This is a genomic window from Cellulophaga sp. (assembly GCF_039943695.1).
GTDB lineage: Bacteria > Bacteroidota > Bacteroidia > Flavobacteriales > Flavobacteriaceae > Cellulophaga.
In genome coordinates, this window is sequence record NZ_JBDVAA010000183.1 from 95,861 (window position 1) to 116,119 (window position 20,259).

General features: G+C 31.4%; 14 protein-coding genes. 6 read left to right on the top strand and 8 right to left on the bottom strand.

The genetic code is table 11. The annotated features are described in order from the left end of the window. Positions 1-6: 6 nt before the first annotated feature. On the top strand, positions 7-1,287 hold the full coding sequence (hemL, locus tag ABJD66_RS12665) for a glutamate-1-semialdehyde 2,1-aminomutase (protein WP_348132163.1): 1,281 nt from the start codon (positions 7-9) through the stop codon (positions 1,285-1,287). A gap of 52 nt (positions 1,288-1,339) precedes the next feature. On the opposite strand, the gene ABJD66_RS12670 is transcribed toward hemL, so the two are convergent. From ABJD66_RS12670 to ABJD66_RS12690, 5 genes are all read right to left on the bottom strand, one after another. Beyond that, entirely contained in the window at positions 1,340-1,852 is a 513-nt protein-coding gene (locus ABJD66_RS12670) for a hypothetical protein (RefSeq protein WP_157811109.1), read from the bottom strand. 156 nt (positions 1,853-2,008) lie between these two features. Continuing rightward, the gene (locus ABJD66_RS12675; RefSeq protein WP_100894992.1) at positions 2,009-2,188 is read right to left on the bottom strand and encodes a hypothetical protein; all 180 of its coding nucleotides are present in this window, start codon (positions 2,186-2,188) and stop codon (positions 2,009-2,011) included. A 321-nt stretch (positions 2,189-2,509) separates the two neighbouring features. Further along, the gene (locus tag ABJD66_RS12680; RefSeq protein WP_348132168.1) at positions 2,510-4,990 is read right to left on the bottom strand and encodes a zinc-dependent metalloprotease; all 2,481 of its coding nucleotides are present in this window, start codon (positions 4,988-4,990) and stop codon (positions 2,510-2,512) included. A 341-nt stretch (positions 4,991-5,331) separates the two neighbouring features. Beyond that, complete coding sequence (locus tag ABJD66_RS12685) at positions 5,332-6,762, bottom strand: DASS family sodium-coupled anion symporter (RefSeq protein ID WP_348132171.1); 1,431 nt, start codon at positions 6,760-6,762, stop codon at positions 5,332-5,334. Between the two features lie 91 nt (positions 6,763-6,853). Further along, positions 6,854-8,362 (bottom strand): hypothetical protein, encoded by a 1,509-nt coding sequence (locus ABJD66_RS12690; RefSeq protein ID WP_348132174.1) that lies wholly within the window; start codon positions 8,360-8,362, stop codon positions 6,854-6,856. A 149-nt stretch (positions 8,363-8,511) separates the two neighbouring features. On the opposite strand from ABJD66_RS12690, the gene yiaA reads away from it, so the two are divergent. Further along, positions 8,512-8,991 carry an inner membrane protein YiaA gene (gene yiaA, locus ABJD66_RS12695; RefSeq protein ID WP_348132177.1) on the top strand — a complete coding sequence of 160 codons (480 nt, stop codon included), beginning with the start codon at positions 8,512-8,514 and terminating at the stop codon, positions 8,989-8,991. Positions 8,992-9,111: 120 nt separating this feature from the next. On the opposite strand, the gene lysS is transcribed toward yiaA, so the two are convergent. Next, a complete protein-coding gene (gene lysS, locus ABJD66_RS12700; RefSeq protein ID WP_348132180.1) occupies positions 9,112-10,803 on the bottom strand; it encodes a lysine--tRNA ligase in 1,692 nt (563 codons plus the stop codon). A gap of 271 nt (positions 10,804-11,074) precedes the next feature. Here lysS and ABJD66_RS12705 point away from each other — a divergent pair, with 271 nt between their 5' ends. Further along, positions 11,075-11,233, top strand: a complete 159-nt coding sequence (locus ABJD66_RS12705; protein ID WP_013620258.1) for a YqaE/Pmp3 family membrane protein — start codon at positions 11,075-11,077, stop codon at positions 11,231-11,233. A gap of 15 nt (positions 11,234-11,248) precedes the next feature. Beyond that, complete coding sequence (lipB, locus tag ABJD66_RS12710) at positions 11,249-11,953, top strand: lipoyl(octanoyl) transferase LipB (protein WP_348132184.1); 705 nt, start codon at positions 11,249-11,251, stop codon at positions 11,951-11,953. Positions 11,954-11,960: 7 nt separating this feature from the next. On the opposite strand, the gene ABJD66_RS12715 is transcribed toward lipB, so the two are convergent. Beyond that, positions 11,961-14,384, bottom strand: a complete 2,424-nt coding sequence (locus ABJD66_RS12715) for a ribonuclease HII (protein ID WP_348132187.1) — start codon at positions 14,382-14,384, stop codon at positions 11,961-11,963. Positions 14,385-14,423: 39 nt separating this feature from the next. Continuing rightward, the gene (locus ABJD66_RS12720; RefSeq protein WP_348132190.1) at positions 14,424-15,020 is read right to left on the bottom strand and encodes a ribonuclease HII; all 597 of its coding nucleotides are present in this window, start codon (positions 15,018-15,020) and stop codon (positions 14,424-14,426) included. A gap of 435 nt (positions 15,021-15,455) precedes the next feature. Between ABJD66_RS12720 and ABJD66_RS12725 the strand changes: the two genes are divergently transcribed. Together ABJD66_RS12725 and ABJD66_RS12730 are read left to right on the top strand one after the other, a co-directional pair. Further along, positions 15,456-18,575 (top strand): TonB-dependent receptor, encoded by a 3,120-nt coding sequence (locus tag ABJD66_RS12725; RefSeq protein ID WP_348132192.1) that lies wholly within the window; start codon positions 15,456-15,458, stop codon positions 18,573-18,575. Positions 18,576-18,589: 14 nt separating this feature from the next. Beyond that, positions 18,590-20,008, top strand: a complete 1,419-nt coding sequence (locus ABJD66_RS12730; RefSeq protein ID WP_348132194.1) for a RagB/SusD family nutrient uptake outer membrane protein — start codon at positions 18,590-18,592, stop codon at positions 20,006-20,008. The last annotated feature ends 251 nt before the right edge of the window (positions 20,009-20,259 follow it).

Consider the following 20,259-nt stretch of genomic DNA (forward strand, 5'->3'; position numbering starts at 1 on the left):
TTAAAAATGATTTATAAAAGAAGCAGTGAACTTTTTAACGAAGCTAAAAAATACATTCCAGGTGGTGTAAATTCTCCTGTAAGAGCTTTTAATGCAGTTGGTGGTGAACCAATTTTTGTAAAGGAAGCAAAAGGAGCATATTTGTATGATGAAGACGGAAATAAAATTATAGATTATATAGCATCTTGGGGACCATTAATTTTAGGTCACGCTTATGATCCTGTAATAAATGCTGTAATAGAAAAAGCAAAAAAAGGAACCTCTTTTGGTATGCCAACAGAGATAGAAACAGAGTTAGCAAAACTAGCAGTTTCTATGGTTCCTAATATTGATAAAATTAGATTTGTAAATAGTGGTACAGAAGCTTGTATGAGTGCCGTACGCTTGGCAAGAGGTTTTACTGGTAAGGACAAAATTATAAAGTTTGCAGGTTGTTATCACGGACATTCAGATTCGTTTTTAATACAAGCGGGTAGTGGAGCTGTAACTTTTGGCAGTCCTAATAGCCCTGGAGTAACAGCTGGTACAGCTAAAGATACTCTATTGGCAACGTATAATGATTTGGCAAATGTTACCTCTTTAGTAGCAGCTAATAAAGGAGAAATAGCAGCAATAATAATAGAGCCAGTGGCAGGTAATATGGGCTGTATAATTCCGTCTAAAGAATTTATTACTGGTTTAAGAGAACTTTGTACAAAAGAAGGTATTTTATTAATTTTTGATGAAGTAATGACGGGCTTTAGGCTGGGTAGAGGCGGAGCTCAAGAAGTACTGGGTATAGATGCAGATATTGTAACTTTTGGTAAAGTTATAGGTGGTGGTTTACCTGTTGGTGCATTTGCGGCTCGTAATGAAATTATGGATTATTTAGCGCCTAATGGACCTGTATACCAAGCAGGTACTTTAAGTGGTAATCCTTTAGCAATGAGTGCTGGTTTGGCTATGTTAACAGAGTTAAATAATAATCCTGATATTTTTAGAAGTTTAGCAGACAAAACAGAATATTTACACAAAGGATTAAAAAAAGCTTTGGATAAAAAAGGAATAGCATACCAAATAAATAGGTTTGGAAGTATGATTTCTGTACATTTTACAGATGAACCTGTTGTAGATTTTGCTTCTTCGGCGAAAGGAAATAATGATACGTTTAAAAAGTATTTTCACGGAATGCTAGATAGAGGTGTTTATTTGCCCCCAAGTGCTTTTGAAAGTTATTTTTTAAATGATGCATTATCGTATAAAGATCTAGATGATACTATTGCCGCTCTTGAAGACTTAGAGTTGTAATAAAATAATTATATAATAAAAAAAAGGAGCCAATATTGGCTCCTTTTTTTTATTAAGACCTAATGGTCTTATTTCGCTTTTGCATCATTTGTCTTCTGTTTACTTTTCTTTTTTCAGGAGAATGATGTCTTTTTTTATGTACTTTATTCCACTGTGCATATTGGTCTTTAGATAAAATTTTCTTCAATGTCTTTTTTTGAGCTATTTGCAGGTCTAACTTTTCGTTAGTCATTGCAAATTTTTCATTAGAAGTTAATTTTTTGTCAGCTTCTTTTCTTGCTTTTCTTTCTTCTGCTTTTTGATGAAATAATTCAGCATTTTTTAAATTCAGCTTTTCAATTTTTGATTGTTGTTCTTCTGATAAATCTAGGGCAAGTGTCATTTTTTTAGTTTGCAAAATAGCTCTTTGTTCAGGAGTAAATTTTGCCATTTTATGCATAGCTCTTTTACCGTCTTTTCTCTTATGCATTTTGTGTTTTGCATCTTTAGATTTTTTCTTGCTTTCTTGTGCCGATATAGTTAAAATGCCTAGCATTAAAACCATTACAAATGTTATTTTTTTCATATTACTATTTTTTATTGTTTAGTATTTTGACTTTCAATTTTTAAAATAGTTTAATCTAAAATTTGTTTTTGGCAGCATTTTAACATTGGGTTAGGTATAAAAAAAAAGTCTGAAACCATATGGTTTCAGACTTTTTCTGTATTAAAAATAATACGTTTACTCTTCTTCAGTTAACTGTACAATTAAGTCGTTACTGTTTGTGTTCTCTTCAATATTTTGAAGCTCTACCGTGTTGTTATTTTCTTCTAAAACGTTTTCGTTGTCAACTTGTACATAGGCAAAAATTGCTACAACTAAACAAGAAAAATAAACTAAGCTTTTAAGTTTGTATGACATAAGATTTGGGGTTTTTATATCGGTTCTATAACAAAGATACCTAGGTTAATGAATTAATTATAACTCTTGTTGTATAACAACCGCTTTTTGGTTGTGAAACAATTGTTTTTTGTTGTTTGTCTCTTGCAATATATTAAAAAAAATGGATAAACAAGATAAAGTACATCATTTTATAGATGAAATACACGTTTAATTGTGATTTTAGCTTTATTTGTTGTGTAGCTGTTTTTTAGTGTAGTGTGTTGCTATTAAGTATGTTGCATAAAAAAGGCTGTAATGTAAATTACACTACAGCCCTTTAATAATAAAGATGATATATTCTTATTTAGGATCTAAAATAGATTCTATTCTTTCTTGTATATCTTTTAAGTGAGCTCTTCTAATACCGCTAGAATTTGAAGCAGCAGATTTTACAGAACGTTGCAGCGTTTGTAATTCAGCTCTTACTACAGCTCTAATATCAGACTGACTAACATTTACAGCTGTACCAAACCTAGATGATTTAGGGTTTACTGTCATTAGGTACTCCATACGATCTACATAAGCACGTTGTAAATTACGTCTGTATGTATCTATAGATCTTCCTGTGCTTAACTCTTTCCAAATGCCTTTTCTTACGTCAGCCATCATTGTAGTTAAGTTGTAGGCTTTAGATCCGTTTAAAGCTTCGTTTTCTATTATACGAGCCATTCTACCAGTATCTAAAAGATTATTTAACGTTCTAGACTGTGTATTTCTAATACGTTCAACAGCACCAGCATTTTCAATTTTGTTTAAAATATTGTTGTCTAACAACCAAGTAGGTGTAGCAAACAATTGTTTATGTAAAAACTGAATTGCTCTTTTTTGTTTTTCTTTAGCTACGTGAGAGTACACATCACCTTCTTGATCATATGTTTTGTAATCTTCATATACGCCACCTACGTTGTTAGATACGTGACCCATATATCTGTTATATTGTCCTAAAACTTGTCCATATAATTCATCTAAATCATCATAAGACTTGCCATCTTCTGCTGTCCATTTAATTAAGTTAGGTACAATTCTTTTTAGGTTAGCAATACCATAACTACTAGCTTTCATTGCATCATCACCTAAATCTTCGGTTTGTGAACTTGGATCTATAACCCCAAATTGTTGTCTTCCAAAACGATAAAGAGGATCACCAGCGTGCTTTAAAATCCAGCTATCTAAAGTTTTCTTTTCTTCTTTAGCAGATTTGTCTAAAATAGGACGGTAACCCCAACTAATAGAATATTTGTCATAAATACCAATATTTGGCATTAAAGCAACACCTTCATCTCCTGGTTGTGCTATGTAATTAAAACGTGCATAATCCATAATTGATGGTGCGGTACCATATTTTTTTGTGAAAGATGCAGAGCGTAAAGAATCTACAGGGTACGCAGCACTACTTCCCATGTTATGAGGTAAGCCTAAGGTGTGGCCAACTTCATGAGAAGATACAAAGCGTATTAACCTACCCATAACTTCAGTTTTAAACTCAACACCTCTTGCATCTGGATTAATAGCTGCGGTTTGAATAAAAAACCAGTTACGTAACAATGTCATTACGTTGTGGTACCAATTAATATCAGATTCTAAAATTTCACCAGTTCTTGGGTCACTTACGTGAGGACCATTTGCATTTGGAATTGGAGAAGCTAAATACCTTACAACAGAATACCTAACATCTTCTGCAGACCATTCTGGATCTTCTTCTGGAGTAGGTGGTGTTTTTGCAACTATAGCATTTTTAAAACCAGCAGCTTCAAAAGCAACTTGCCAATCTTCTATACCTTGCTTAATAAAAGGAACCCATTCTTCTGGAGTAGCCCTGTCTATGTAATAAACTATTTGCTTTTTAGGCTCTACAAGTTCACCTCTTTTAAATTTTTCTAAATCTTCATCTTTAACTTCTAATCTCCAACGATCTAAATAAGTTACAGATTTACTTTTTTGAGCATCCAAACCATAATCTACTTGACTACGAGCAAACCAGCCTACACGTTCGTCAAAATAACGTCTTTTCATTGGGTTGCTTGGAAGCAAAATCATAGAGTTATTAATCTCTAATGTAATAGACCCTAACGCAGAGTTAGATGGTGGGTTGCCAGCAAAGTATGTTTTTACGTGTCTAGCTTCAATATTTAAAGGGTAACTTTTAACACTTTCAATATAACTTCTACTATCATCTAAACGACTAACCTTGTATTGTTTTCTGTTACGCTCTGGTAAACCTAATGTTTTTACATCTTTCTGAAAAAAGTCATTAATTTGTATAACAGTTGTAGGGTTTAGAGAATCTTTTTTTATCGCTTTAATATCAAAAGAATATAAAACAGGCTCTAAGTTAGAGTTCATTACAGCTTCATGTACAGGTAGTTTTTCATCTGCAACAATGTTTGTAGACATAATGCGTAGAAGAACTTTTTTGTCTTTTTTCTCCCAACGTAACATTTGAGTGTTAATTTTTCCGCCGCCAAAACCTAATCCGGTTGCTGTTTTTGCTATTCTGCTAACCATTAACATTTCTTTGTTAAACAAAGAATCTGGAATTTCATAATAACGTTTGTCGTCTACAGTGTGTACATTAAACAAACCAGTGTCTGTTTTAGCATCTTTGGTAATTACCTTGCTGTAAGGTAAAATAGCTCCTTTTTTTGGTTTTGAAGCTGGAGCTTCTGTTTTAGCATTTTTCTTGCTTTTCTTGTTCTTCTTTTTAGATTGAGCTTCTAAATTGGTAAGAGAACCAAATAGAAAAACAGCTAATAGAAGTTTGGTGAGTAAACTTTTAATCATTGTTAGTTTGAGTTAATTTTTTGAATAAAAACAAATAACCGCAAAAAAATCCTAATTCTATGTTAATAATATCATAACAATATAATAGGTAGAGCAAACTTGTTTTGATTTTAAGTAGATGATAATCAGCTATTTATGTAATAAATTAACACAACTTAACATTTGTTAATTAAATTACGATTTAATGATTATTATGTTAAAATTTTACATTTATTGTAACTTTTGAGGATTTTTTTCGTCTATTTATATAACAATCAACAACAAATAGGAATTACAATATCTCTTTGTAGGATTGAATTAGTCGATTGAATAGCCTTTGCTTTGCAGAGGCTATTCTATTTTTAAAAAAGTATTGGTAGTATAAATTGATAAAGTAAAATTAATAAGCCTACAGCAATTAAATTTAAAATAATACCTACTCTTGCCATTTGTTTAACTTTAATATAACCGCTAGCAAAAACTATAGCATTTGGTGGTGTAGCCATTGGTAACATAAAAGCACAGCTACTGGCCATTGTAACAGGTATAAGTATGTGTAGCATTGGAATGTTTAACCCAATTGCAATACCAGCAACAATTGGTGCTAAAACTGTTATTAAAGCTACGTTGCTCATAAGCTCTGTCATAAATAACATTAATAATATTAAAAGCGATACAGTAAAAAAGATATTTATATTACTACTAGATATAGCCTCTGTTACTGTGGTTACAATACCTGTGGTAGCCATACCATTTGCAAGAGCTAAGCCTCCACCAAATAATACTAAAATTCCCCAAGCAAGTTTTTCTGTGTCTTTCCAATTTAAAATAAAATCTCCTTTTTTTAAATTATAGGGTACTGCAAATAAAGATACGGCAGCTATCATACTAATTCCAGTATCAGACAATCCTAAATTGGGGAAAATGGAGTTTATTAATGTTCTAAAAATCCATAGAAAAACGGTGATTCCAAATATTATAAGAACCATTTTTTCTCTTTTATTAATAGATCCAAGTTTTTCTAATTCTAAATTAATAACATCTTTAGATGCAGAAAACTCTAGTTGCTTGTTAGGAAACATCCATTTTACAAGGACAAAGTAAATTACAGTTAGCAGTACAATTGAAAATGGCAAGCCAATAATCATCCATTTTAAAAATGATATTTCAATACTGTATTGTTCCTCTAACAACCCTATTAAAACCGAATTTGGAGGTGTGCCAATAATGGTTGCAATACCACCGGCATTGGCAGAAAAAGCAATGCCAAGCATTACACTTAGGGCAAAGTTTTTATCACTTTTTGTAAAACCATCTTCATCATTAACAAGTAATTTTATAACAGATACTGCTATGGGTAGCATTACAACTGTACTAGCGGTATTGCTAATCCACATACTTAGTGTAGCAGTAGCAATCATAAAACCTAAAACAACTTTATTAGGTGTTGTACCTGTAATTTTAATAATATTTAAAGCAATACGTTTATGTAGGTTTACTTTTTCTAACGCAAGCGCTAAAATAAAACCACCAAAGAATAAAAAAATAATTTTATTGCCATAGTTAGCACCTACTGTGTTTAATGGCATTATATTAAGTATAGGAAATAAAATTAAAGGTAATAGTGCAGTTACAGAAATAGATACCGCTTCTGTAATCCACCAAATAACCATCCAGGCAGCAACGGCTAATACAGCATCTGCTTTTGTAGATAGTATTGTTATTGGAAAAAAAAGAATACAGATAAATACCAAAGGACCTGCTATAAGTCCTATTTTTTTACTAATTGCCATAGTTTACCATACTTATAAGTATACAAATATAGAGTTTGAGAACAAACCTGAAAGAAAAGTGAGTACTAGCTGATACATTATCAATATAAAATTAATTTTCTTTAGCTAATTGCACCATTTCTAAAGTTGTTTGGTACAGCGGTTTTTTTTCCATTTTACTCTTTAACCAAGCGTAAAAACTCATTACAAAAATGTCTTCTTTTTCTTTTCCTACCCACTCAAAAGAACTTTGCACTTTTTCTTTAAACTTATCTGTTAGTAATTGTGATGGGTCTTTATAATACAGTTCTATAAAAGATAGATATGTAATTGCTCGGTGCTGATTTATTTGTTTTAAATATTTAAAGTAATTTCTTTTAAAGCTAAGCAGTCTAGATTCTACTAGGTTAATGTTATTAAGCTCTATGTGTAAAATAATTTCTATTAAATTCTTTTTAATAACCCAGTCTTTACCAGCCTTACTCTCGTAATAATTATCTGTATGGTAAAATTTAGAAAAAATTTGTTGAGCCTCTTTAAACCTTCCTGCTTGTATATAAAAGGTGCTTAAGCCTAAATGTATTTTAAGTAAGGAGTCTATATCATTGTGTTTGCTATTTATGTGTTGTTCTAAAATGCCAATGGCTTTATTTTGTTGGTTGGTATAATTGGTATTTAATGCGAGTAAAAATTGATGCTTTAATTTAAAGGCGTTATAATACTTGCTTTTATTGGCTAACATTTGTGCTTCCATTTGTTTTAGATAATGTAAAGAGTCGTTAAACTTTTTGTTTCTAAATAATGTATTAGCAATTAAAAACAATACTTCTATATGGTAATACAGTTGTTTACTAGCGCTTTTATGTGTTTTTAAAATAGCGTAGGTTTTTATAATAAAAGGTTCTGTTTTTAAATAATCGTTGGTAACAAAAGCAGGTATGCTAACTAAGGTTATTAATTGGTATAAAGATTTAAAAGACAAAGACTCAGTTATATTTATTTGGTGATCTTGCAGTGTGTTTTTTAATAAGGTTTCAATATCTATAACATCTCCTTTATAAGTGATGTTGTTTAGTGTTTGTCGCATTTTAGCATACACTATATTTAATTGGTCCTCTAGCAATAGGTTTTTTTGGTTGATTTTAAATTTAGAGATAATACTATTAATATGTATATCTGGTATTGCGTAAGCATACTGAATTTTGGTATGATATATCTCGTTTAAAATAGCAAACAAATAATGAGTCTCTGCTAAAACTTCTGCTTTGTCTAATATTTTATAAGCAAGCTTGTATTGTTTGTTGTGCAAAAAGGATCTAGATGCTAATATGTACTTTATAATCTGCATATCTACAGAGTTCTCTTCCTCTAGGTTAATATTGGCTATAAAATCTATTAAAGAGTTGTGCAGGCGTTTTCTTAAAGCGTGGTAAGCATTCTTCTTATTTGTTTGGTATAGTTGCAGACAAATTTCTGTAGATGATAAGTCGTTTTGCTGAAGAAGTTTAAATAACTGAATGTTTTTAATGTCGCTACGTTTGTTCTTTTTTTTTAGATAAAGTACAAATTGTTGTTGCTCTTCTGCGGTTAATGTAGTTATTATTAAGTTTAAATCTGTCATTTAATCGTCATTAAAAATCTAAAATAGATTATAAATATAGGCTATTTTGCTATTTTTAAATAAAATATATCGTCAGTTTTTTGCGTAAGTTGTGTTGTTGTGGGTTTTAAATCGTCACATATTTGTACCGTAATCAAAACACAAAAATTATGGATTATCAAACAAATGTTTCAGTAGAAAAAGAATTAAAATCAAAAAAGAAGAAAGATAAAAAAGTGTACGACCAAAAACCAACCTCTGCTTTTATAGGAGCCGCTTGGACATCTTTATTTGTAGGAATGGTTGCCTTTTGTATAGGTTTATGGAACGCAGATATGCTTTTAAATGAAAAAGGATACTACTTTACAATTTTACTTTTTGGATTATTCTCTGTTATATCTGTACAAAAAGCAGTGAGAGATAAGTTAGAGGATGTACCTGTTACAGATATTTATTATGGTATTAGTTGGTTTGCAGCAGTGGCATCTATAGTATTATTAGTTGTTGGTTTATGGAACGCAGATTTGCTATTAAGTGAAAAAGGATTTTATGGAATGTCTTTTTTATTGAGCTTATTTTCTGCCATTGCAGTACAAAAAAACACAAGAGATGTACAGTACATAAACCGCAATGATAAAAATGAAGACTAATTAAATAATACTTAAAAATTAAAACAAACAAGGTTATTTGTTTTGATGACGGTTATTATTTAACCAAAAACAGCGTTACTTTTACAGTAACGCTGTTTTAAATTTATAGGTAAATGGGTTTTAAGCTATTTCTACAAACAAACCATCATCTGTTTTGTTGACTTTAGCAACACCATTTTTGGTTAATTCTTTAATAGTTTTATCCCATTTTTTATTACTTAAACCAGAAGTAGACTTTAATTCTTCTAACGGTAATTTTTCGGCTTTTTTAAGAATAGCTAAAACCGCTTTTCCTTCATCACTTAAAGCAACAGTTTTACGCTCTGGCTTCATTTGAGGAAAAAACAATACCTCTTGTATAGATTGGTTGTTGGTTAAAAACATAATTAACCTATCCATTCCTATTCCCATGCCAGATGTAGGAGGCATACCGTATTCTAAAGCACGTAAAAAGTCCTCATCAATAAACTCCGTAGCTTCATCATCACCTTTTGCAGCAAGTTTTAATTGGTGCTCAAAACGCTCTCTTTGGTCTATTGGGTCGTTAAGTTCAGAATAAGCATTTGCAATTTCTTTACCACAAACCATAAGCTCAAAACGTTCTGTAAGTTCTGGGTTATCTCTATGCTCTTTACATAACGGACTCATTTCTTTAGGATAGTCAGTAATAAATGTAGGTTGTATGTAGTTGCCTTCACATTTTTCGCCAAAAATTTCATCAATAAGTTTTCCTTTACCCATTGTAGCATCAACCTCTATTCCCATACCTTTAGCGGCTTCAAAAATTTCGGTTTCAGTTTTACCAGTAATATCAAAACCAGTAAAATGCTTAATAGAGTCTGCCATTGTTACACGTGCATAAGGCGCTTTAAAATTAATTTTATGTTCGCCAAATGTAGCTTCACTTGTACCGTTAACAGCAATTGCACAATGTTCTAGTAATTTCTCGCAAAAATCCATCATCCAATTATAATCCTTGTAAGACACATAAATTTCCATAGCTGTAAACTCTGGGTTATGTGTTTTGTCCATTCCTTCGTTTCTAAAGTTTTTAGAAAACTCATAAACACCATCAAAACCACCAACAATTAAACGCTTTAAATAAAGCTCGTTAGCAATTCTCATATACAACGGAATGTCTAAACTGTTGTGGTGTGTAATAAATGGTCTTGCCGCAGCACCACCAGGAATAGGCTGTAAAATTGGAGTTTCCACTTCAAAATAACCAGACTCATTAAAAAAGCTACGCATTGCGTTAAACAATTTGGTACGCTTAACAAAAACCTCTTTAACGTGCGGGTTTACAACTAAATCTGCGTATCTACGACGGTAACGTAATTCTGGGTCGTTAAACTCATCAAAAACTTTACCTTCAGAATCTACTTTTGGTAACGGTAATGGTCGTAAAGACTTACTAAGCAATGTAAAGTTTTTAACCATTACTGTTTTTTCGCCAACTTGTGTTGTAAACAAATCGCCTTCAATACCAATAATATCGCCAATGTCTAGTAATTTTTTGTATACATCATTATACAAAGTTTTATCATCACCAGAACAAATTTCATCTCTGTTAAAATATACTTGTATTCTGCCTTCGCCATCTTGTAGCTCTGCAAAAGAAGCTTTTCCTTGAATTCTACGAGACATTAATCTACCAGAAATTACCACCTGTTTACCCTCTTCAAAATTCTCTTTAACTTGTTTAGAGGTAGTGTTTACTGGGTATAAGTCTGCAGGATATGGGTTAATGCCCATTTCTCTAAGCTTGCCTAATTTTTCCCTTCTGATAATTTCTTGTTCCGAAAGCTGCATATATCTATAATTAAGGCTGCAAATATAGTTACAAACTAGTAATCTATCAAAGTAGAAAGTGCATTAGCATACAAAGGTTTTTAATTTTTTACATTTTGATGTTAGCATATTGTAAATCATTAGTAATAAATGTGTTGTTTTTGGTTGATGAGCATTAGGTTATCAACCTAAAAACGAACCTTAAATAGTGTTTTATAATAAAATTGAAGAAAAACAGTAACAAATAGTGTTTTGGTGCGTCTTATAAATACATCAATCAAAATAATAATAAATGAGTTTTTGGAGAGTTTTATTGGCTATTTTATGTCCGCCTTTGTCTGTAATTGGTAAAGGATGCGGATCTATAGTTATTGTATTTTTATTGTGGTTATGTGGTTGGGTTCCTGGCACAATTGCAGCACTTATAATCTTGAATAATCCGGACAGATAATTGTATCTTTGTAGAATGAATAAAGAAGTATTTCTACAAGATTTAGGACAAAAGGATTATAAAGAAACTTGGGACTACCAAGAAGATCTTTTTAAAGAAACTTTAGATATAAAGATTAAAAATAGGCGAGAAGATGCAGGTTTAAAAACACCTAATCACTTTTTGTTTGTAGAGCATCCGCATGTGTATACCTTAGGAAAAAGTGGGAATATGGCTAATTTGCTAATAGATGAAGAGCAACTGGCTAAAAAAAACGCTACTTTTTATAAAATAAATAGGGGGGGAGATATTACGTATCACGGCCCTGGACAAATAGTTGGTTACCCAATTTTAGATTTGGATAACTTTTTTACAGATATACATAAGTATTTACGCCTACTAGAAGAAATGGTAATTTTAACCTTAGCGGAATATGGCCTAAAAGCAGAACGCTCTAACGGAGAAACAGGAGTTTGGTTAGATGTAGGAACGCCTTTTGCGCGTAAAATTTGTGCAATGGGTGTGCGCGCTAGTAGATGGGTAACAATGCACGGTTTTGCTTTAAATGTAAATGCAGATTTAGGGTATTTTGATCTTATGATTCCGTGTGGAATAAAAGACAAAGCAGTAACATCTTTAAATGTAGAGTTAGGTAAAACTACAATTGACGAAGCAGAAGTAAAAAGTAAATTACTAAAGCATTTTACAGCATTGTTTGAAGCGGAAATGATTGCAAAGTAAACACAACTTAATTTATTTTATACACAATTAAAGAGTTGTCTAAGTCTTTAGCAACCAGTTCTAGCTTTTTGTCATTGTCTATATCGGCTAAGTCAATTAATGAACTCCCATAAACCGGAAAGTTCTGTATAGTTGCAGCATTGCTATCAAACAAATATATTTTCTGGTTCTGTAAATCTGTAACGCTAACGTATATTTTATTGTTAATGTAAAATATTTTTGGTTTACTGTACATACCTAGGTCTAGGGTTACTTTTTTACCTTTTATAGTAATTGTATTTTGGTCCATTAGTACCAATGTATTTGTGGTAGCATCTAAGCCGTGTTCTTTAATTAGATTAAATTTAGAAGCAGAAGTTTTGCCGTTAGTTGCTATTTGGTGTAAAACAGCAGTAGTATCTGTAACTGTAAATTTGTTTTTAAATAAAACTACATCGTTGTTAGAAAATGCAATTTTATTAGTTGTTTTAACTCGGACTTTACCAACTCGGTTTAAAATTTTAAGAGAACCATCTTCAAGCATAAATACGAGGTAATCTTTATTGCCAACAACAAAGTGGTTTGGCTTTTTTATAATAGAACTACTTGCTTCTGTGTATTTAAAACCTGTTACAATTTCTGCTTTGGCATTGTACATAAATACTTTTTTGCCTTGGGTTACAATAAATCTGTAATTTTTGTTGTTTTCATAATCAAATACTGCAAGGGCATTTAAATTTCCACCATCATAAGTTATAGAAAATGGCTCTACCGTTTCTCCATTTCTATCTAAAATTAAAAACTGATTACCTGTCGTAAACACAAACTGTAATCTACCGTTTTTGTATAGGTCTACTTGTGCTATTTTTCCTTGTATTTTACCTTCCAATTGTTTTTTCCACAATACTTTTCCGTCTGTAGAAATTAGATATAAATTATTTTCTATATCCTGTACTATAATTTCTTTTTTATTAGTTCTGTGGTTTTTTACAAATTGTGGTTCTGTAGCTAAATCATTATCTAACTGTACTGTAAAAATAGGAACAGTAGTATTAGCCTTAGTTACTTTATTTATTTTTTGAATAGTTATGTTGGTGTGGTAAAAGTTAGCGTCTGCAACCAACTGACGAGCATAAAAGTAATTGTCTAAATTAGGCTTGTTATTGCCTTTTGAAAATTTTGAAATAATAGCTTCCTCAAGCTTTTTAGAGTTACCAATTTCTAAAATTGAAGATTGTTTTGCCATAGTTTCTGTGGCAGATGTGTAAAGAGGCGTTTTGTTAAACGTAGTGCCTGCTTTGTAATTACTAATAATGTCTTGTAGGGTCTCAATTTCTTCAGTAAAAATAAAAGCATTACCTAAAATTGTGTAGTAATTGGCGCTAAACTCCTGTATTAAAGGATTAAAAATATCTGTTAAAACAGTGTTGTTATTTAATGTAATTATAGGATTGTCTTTGTTGCTAGCTTTTTTATAAGTACTTAGGTATTCATCAATATTATCAGCACCAAAAGTTTGTAATAAAATAGCTTTTTTAGATTTTGTGGTAATAATGGCTATTTCTTCTACTGTATTAAAAACAGAATCTATTTTAATGTCTTTGCTTAGGTAGTTTTTTCTGTTTTTAGCAAATATGTTATAGTTTGTAAAAGTATAAGATGTAATAGCCTCTGTTTGCTGCGGAGCGTATTCTTGTGCTCTGTTGGCAACAGCAGTTGTATTTTTAAATAGGCTTAAAAAATTTAAAATTGAATCATTAGACATTGTAACACCTGCTAAATTTAACTGGTCTTGTTTTGTGTTAATATCTAAAGATACCCAAGTAGTATTTTTTATTTCTTTTAAGCTATCTGTTTGTATTGTATTTTTTAGAAAAGGACTATGTTTTTGTTGTAAAAATAAGGTAGCAGTTTTGTTATTATTGGAAGCTTGGTATAGCTTACGAACATCTTTGTTGGTATTACCTTTTTTTAAGGTGCTTTCTATTAGACTTTTATCTGAAGAGAAAATAGTAAATTTATTATCCTTAACACTATAATAAGGTATACTATCTAATTTATACTCTTTATATGTTTTGTTATTTACAGAAATGTTGGTGCTTGTAGAGATACTATCTAAACTGGCTAAGTTTATAGAATCTTTAGTAACAAAATAAAAGTCTGTAGTTGTACTGTCATTGGTTATAAATGCTAAAAGACCTTTTGTATTTGGTTTTATATGGTTTAAGACGTTAGTAGCTTTTTTAAAACCTTTTAATTGGTTAGAGTTGGTAAAAAAACTTAGAAGCTCATTGTTTTTAATGTTGCTAGTTAAGCTGTTATAGTCGTTAATTTTTAACACAGTGTTTGTGTTAGTTGGTAAATAATCTAAAATAGAGGTTTTAGTTTGTTGTATGTTGGTACAGCCAATACAACATATAATTAAGAATAGAGTAGCAATTTTTAACTTCATACAAATACGACTTATAATAACAAAGTTAAATTAATTTACTTATAGCGGAAATTTTAATTGTTCAGGTAATTGTTTAAAGCTTTTACGGTGGTATTTGGTGAGTCCAAATTCTCTAATAGCTTCTCTATGTTCTTTAGTTGGGTATCCTTTATTTTTTTTCCAATTATACATAGGGAATTCCTTATGTATTTTTTCCATATACGCATCTCTGTATGTTTTGGCTAAAACAGAAGCAGCAGCAATACTCATATATTTAGAGTCACCTTTAACAATACACTCGTGCTCAATTTTTTTATACGGTTTAAACCGGTTACCATCTACAATTATAAACTCTGGTTTAGTAGTTAGTTTGCCAATGCTTTTATGCATAGCAAGTATAGATGCGTTTAAAATATTTATTTCATCAATTTTTTTAGGATAAATATGAGCAACGCCAAAGCAAATGCCTTGTTCTTCTATAATAGGTTTTAAAAGTTCTCTTTTCTTTTCAGAAAGGAGTTTAGAGTCGTTTAATATCTCATTTTTAAAACCTTCAGGTAAAATAATTGCAGCAGCAGTAACAGGGCCGGCTAAGCATCCACGGCCAGCTTCATCGGTACCGGCTTCATTTATTAATTTGTAATAAGCTTTTAGCATAAAAAGATCTAAATATTGAAAAGGTAAAATTAAGAATTTTTCAAAGCTAGGCTTTAAATGCTTAATTATAGAGTGGTTTTAATTGACTAAAACATATCTTTAACATTTAATAAATATCTAAAAGATATAATTTGTTAATATATAAAATATTATCTATATGTGATATATGAACAAATGACATTTATTATATATTTTTTTGTTCTTTTTGTAAGATTTTATCTTCATTTTTTATGGAATAAATTTTATGTTTTTCTTATGAATTAGCTGTTATTTGATGATAAAATTAAGTTTTTGTTTGTTTATTTATATTTTTTTTAATTATTATTTATTTTTAATCTTTTTTTTAACATAAGTTGGTTCCGTTAACGGTAATTTCTTGGAATCTTAACCATTTATTAAGAGTTTTGTTGGGTACTAACTCAAAAAAAATAATAAATGAGAACGAAAGTAACTTGGATTTTGACACCCTTGTTGGTGTTATTAATGAGCTTTTCTTATGGACAGGAAAAGACAATTACAGGTAGTGTTACAGATCATGAGGGTCTAGCATTACCAGGGGTGACTGTTTTAATTGTTGGCACAACAACAGGAACTCAAACGGATTTTGATGGTAACTATACCATTAAAGCAAAAGTAGGACAGGTATTGCGATACAGCTATGTTGGTCAAAAAACTGCAGAGCGAAAAGTAGGTGCTTCAAGTACTATTAGCCTTCAAATGGAAGAAGATGCAGAAGCTTTGGATGAAGTTGTAGTAGTTGCATACGGTTCTCAAAAAAAGAAGTCTATAGTTGGTTCTGTAACTTCTTTAGGAGTAGAGGAAATAGGAAACCAGCAATTAACTACTGTGACTAGTGCTATACAAGGTACTGTTGCGGGTGTAAACGTAATTACATCAGGTGGTCAGCCGGGATCTAACCCAACAATTAGAATTCGTGGTGTAGGTTCCATTAACGCTAGTGCTGATCCACTAATTATATTAGACGGTGTTCCTTTCAATGGAAATATTAATAGTATTAGTGGTGATCAGATAGAATCTATGAACATTCTTAAAGATGCATCGTCTACTGCATTATACGGTTCTAGAGCTGCTAATGGTGTTGTTTTAATTACAACCAAAAAAGGTAGTTACAATTCAGAATCAAAAATTACTGTAACTGCAGTTTCTGGTTTTTCTACTCCAGCTGTAGCCTTACACGATCGTATTGGTAATGATGACATGATGAGATATTCTTGGGAAGCAGAAAGAAATAAAAATATTTATGTTTCTGGTCAGTCTGCTGCAGATGCTGGTATTAATGCTTCACAAAGTTTAATATCTAATTTAGGATACAATCCTTACAATGTTGCTCAGCCAGTAGATCAAAATGGAAACTTAGTAGCTGGTGCAGCATCGCTATGGGAAACTGATTGGGAAGATGCAATGTTAAGAAGTGCAGCTCAACGTAACGAGTACACAGTAAGTATTAGTGGAGGTGGAGAATCATCAAGGTTTTTCTTATCTGCAAACTACTTAAACCAAGAGGGAGCAGTTAGAGAATCAGATTTTGAAAGATTTACTACTCGTTTAAATGTAGAGTCTAGTGTTAAAGATTGGTTAACTGTAGGTTTAAATACATCATTATCTACATCTAAGCAACAATTTCCAACACAGTCAGGTTCTAACTTTCAAAGTTCTTACCAGTGGATTTACAGTATGTCTTCAATTTACCCATTATATAGAAGAAACGAAGCTGGAGGTTTAGTTTTAGATAATTTTGGAAATCGTATTTACGATTATGGTTCTACACCAGGACAATCTGTTAATGGTAGTAGACCTTTGTTAGGAAATGAAAATGCAGTTGGTTCATTATTTAATTATGATGATGTTAACAAAAGAACAAATGCAACTGTAAATGGTTTTGCTAAAATTAAGTTTTCAGATAACTTATCTTTTAAGACTAACTTATCATACGAAAACTATTTATTTGATAGTAATGCTTATGATGCTTATGATGTAGGTGTTGCTGCTAGTGTAGGTGGTCGTGTATCTCAAGATAGGGATATTACTACAACTTTTAACTTCACTAACTCTCTTAATTATGATAAAACATTTGGAGATCATAGTATTCAAGCAAATGCAATTTTTGAAGCATACAAACTTAAAGTTGATGCATTAGGAGCTCAAGGAACTGGTTTTTTACCAGGGGTAAAAGTTTTAAATGGTAGTACGCTTCCAGAAGGTGTTAGTGGATTTGTTAATGAAGATAGATTAACTTCTTACTTAGGTCGTTTAGCTTATAGTTATAAGGATAGGTATTTTATAGAAGGATCTTACCGTAGAGATGGCTCTTCAAGATTTTCTGAAGAAACAAGATGGGGTAACTTTTTCTCTATAGGTGGTTCATGGGTTATATCTGATGAAGGTTTCCTTGCAAACAGTAATACTATTAACTTATTGAAGTTAAGATCTTCTTATGGGGAACTAGGCAACAATGGCACAGGGTCTTACTTTCCTTATTTACAGGGTTTTGAAACTGGAAACAACGAGTTAGAGAATACAGGAGTATTATTAGGTGATGTAACAGATCCTCTATTAACTTGGGAAACATCAGCGCTTTTTAATGTAGGTTTGGATTTTTCTTTACTTAATGATAGGTTAGATGGTAGTGTTGAGTACTACAGTAAAGAATCATTAGATTTAATTTATACTAAGCCATTGCCAATTTCTACGGGTAACTCTGGTATTACAACAAATGTAGGGGCTATTAAAAATTCAGGTTATGAATTTTCTTTAGCGGGAAGAGTTATACAAACTAATAATGTTACTTGGTCTGTTGGGGTTAATGCTGCAATTAACAAGAATGAAATTACTGAGTTAACTCAGGATGAATTTATTAATGGAACCAAAAAATGGAAAGAAGGAAAATCTTTGTATGATTTCTTTATTCAAGACTGGGCAGGAGTAGATCCAGCTGACGGTTACGGTATGTGGTATAAAGATGTATTAGATGTAGATGGTAATCCAACAGGAGAAAGAGAAACTACAAAGGATTATTCAGAAGCAACTAGATATTACCAAGGTTCATCTTTGCCAGACGTTACAGGTGGTTTAACAACAGATCTTAAAGTTGGTGGTTTTGACTTTAATATGTTATTTAACTTTAGTTTTGGAGCTCAAATTTATGATAGTTCTTATGCAGGTTTAATGGATGGTTTTTCTAGACCTGGTTATACTGCATCTCCAGATGTTGCAGATAGATGGACACAGCCAGGTGATGTAACAGATGTACCTCTTTTATTAAATTCTCAAAATGATTTTAATGGTACGTCAACAAGATTCTTGTTTGATAATGATTATGTTAGACTAAGAGCACTTACAATAGGTTATACATTACCTAAAGATATAGTAGGTAAAGCGTCATTAGATAACGTTAGATTATACTTAAGAGGTGATAATTTATTCACTTGGCAAAGTCATAAAGGAATAGATCCAGAACAAAGTTTAGCAGGTACTACAGATAGTAGGTCATCTTTGTTAAAAACAATTAGTTTAGGTCTTAATGTTCAATTTTAATAATATATAGAGAAATGAAGAATTATATAAAAACAGGATTTTTATCCTTACTATGTGCAAGCTCTTTTATCTTTGTTGGCTGTTCTGAAGATTACTTAAATGATCCTCAACCAACTGAAATAGTTGCAGAAAGTGTTATTTTTGGGTCTCGTACAGGAGTAGAAGCTTTTTTATCAGGTATTGCAAGAAGAGCCAGACGTCAATTTACTAGTGTGGATGCGGCAGGAATAAACTCAATGTACTTTGCTAGAACAATAAAAGGAAACGATTTAATCCACGCTCGCTCTTGGTGGGGTTTTGATTATGATAATGATAACAGAGAACCTACTTATCGTAGATCATCTTTTAGTTGGGAGTTTCCTTACTATATGATTAACCAAATTAATGCTTGTATTAATGGTGTTGAAACATCTGAATTATCTGATATAGATAAATCAGAATTAATTGGACAAGCTAGGGCTTTAAGAGGTTTTTATTATTTTCAATTAGCATTAGAATTTCAAGAAGGTTACACTTCTTCAAATAGAGATTTACCTGCTCCTCCAATTTACACAGAACTTTCTACAGAAGGTAAGCCAATGGGTACATTAGGTGAGCTTTATGATTTTATTGTAGAAGATTTAACTACAGCTGTATCTACTTTGTCAGAGGATAGACTTGGTAAATCTTACGTAAATGTTAATGTTGCTAATGGTATATTGGCTAGAGTTTATTTGGCTATGTCCAATTGGGATGGTGCTGAGGATGCTGCAAATGCTGCTTATGGTGGTAATGTTGCTGCTGTATTAGATCCAGATAGTTATGGAAATGGATTTGATGATATTAGTAATGTTGAGTGGATTTGGGGTAACCCTCAAACTGGTGACCAATCTAACTATTATTACAATGCTCCTTCTGCTTTCGTAGATCCAATTAACCCAGCGTATAATAATATTTACATAAATGAGTTTTTTGCAAACGAATTTACAGCTACAGATGCTCGTAACACTTTTACTTACGGTACTGCTACAGACTTTACGAAAGTAACTAGTACTAAATTTGTTTTTGCTTTCTCTAGTGATATTGTTTTGATGAGAACTCCAGAGATGATTTTAATTGAAGCTGAAGCTAAATTTAGACAAGGTGATGAAATAGGAGCAAGAGATTTGATGTATGAATTACAAAGTAATAGAGATCCATCTGCAGTAAAATCAACTAATACTGGTTCTGCCCTAGAAGAAGAAATTCTTTTAGAGAGAAGAAAAGAAATGTATGGTGAATTTGGTGTTGAGTGGTTCGATGCAAAGAGACTTCAAAGAGGAATTGTTAGAACTCCAAACCATAGAATTGTAAAAACTTTGGAGCCTAACGATAAAAGATTTTATTTGAAGATTCCACAAGTAGAAATAGATGCTAACGAAAACATAGATGATTCTGTGAATTCAGGTAGATAATATCATAAAATAAATATTTTTTATTTAACCGCTATGAGCAAATGCTTATGGCGGTTTTTTCATTTTATAAACTTAACAATTAAGAGTATCAAATTACTTAAGTACTAATTCTAGAGGGTACTTTATACCTAAAATAACTCTTTTTATTATTGATTTTATGTTTTTAACTTTATTTAATTCTCTATACTTTATCAGTTATTTATAAGTAATACTTTTCTTAATAATTGCTACTTAAAATTAATGAACGTTTG

Excerpts from the sequence above, each read along its gene's own strand:
- hemL (WP_348132163.1), top strand. The coding sequence starts at position 7 with ATGATTTATAAAAGAAGCAGTGAACTTTTTAACGAAGCTAAAAAATAC.
- ABJD66_RS12670 (WP_157811109.1), bottom strand. The coding sequence starts at position 1,852 with ATGAAAAAAATAACATTTGTAATGGTTTTAATGCTAGGCATTTTAACT.
- ABJD66_RS12675 (WP_100894992.1), bottom strand. The coding sequence starts at position 2,188 with ATGTCATACAAACTTAAAAGCTTAGTTTATTTTTCTTGTTTAGTTGTA.
- ABJD66_RS12680 (WP_348132168.1), bottom strand. The coding sequence starts at position 4,990 with ATGATTAAAAGTTTACTCACCAAACTTCTATTAGCTGTTTTTCTATTT.
- ABJD66_RS12685 (WP_348132171.1), bottom strand. The coding sequence starts at position 6,762 with ATGGCAATTAGTAAAAAAATAGGACTTATAGCAGGTCCTTTGGTATTT.
- ABJD66_RS12690 (WP_348132174.1), bottom strand. The coding sequence starts at position 8,362 with ATGACAGATTTAAACTTAATAATAACTACATTAACCGCAGAAGAGCAA.
- yiaA (WP_348132177.1), top strand. The coding sequence starts at position 8,512 with ATGGATTATCAAACAAATGTTTCAGTAGAAAAAGAATTAAAATCAAAA.
- lysS (WP_348132180.1), bottom strand. The coding sequence starts at position 10,803 with ATGCAGCTTTCGGAACAAGAAATTATCAGAAGGGAAAAATTAGGCAAG.
- ABJD66_RS12705 (WP_013620258.1), top strand. The coding sequence starts at position 11,075 with ATGAGTTTTTGGAGAGTTTTATTGGCTATTTTATGTCCGCCTTTGTCT.
- lipB (WP_348132184.1), top strand. The coding sequence starts at position 11,249 with ATGAATAAAGAAGTATTTCTACAAGATTTAGGACAAAAGGATTATAAA.
- ABJD66_RS12715 (WP_348132187.1), bottom strand. The coding sequence starts at position 14,384 with ATGAAGTTAAAAATTGCTACTCTATTCTTAATTATATGTTGTATTGGC.
- ABJD66_RS12720 (WP_348132190.1), bottom strand. The coding sequence starts at position 15,020 with ATGCTAAAAGCTTATTACAAATTAATAAATGAAGCCGGTACCGATGAA.
- ABJD66_RS12725 (WP_348132192.1), top strand. The coding sequence starts at position 15,456 with ATGAGAACGAAAGTAACTTGGATTTTGACACCCTTGTTGGTGTTATTA.
- ABJD66_RS12730 (WP_348132194.1), top strand. The coding sequence starts at position 18,590 with ATGAAGAATTATATAAAAACAGGATTTTTATCCTTACTATGTGCAAGC.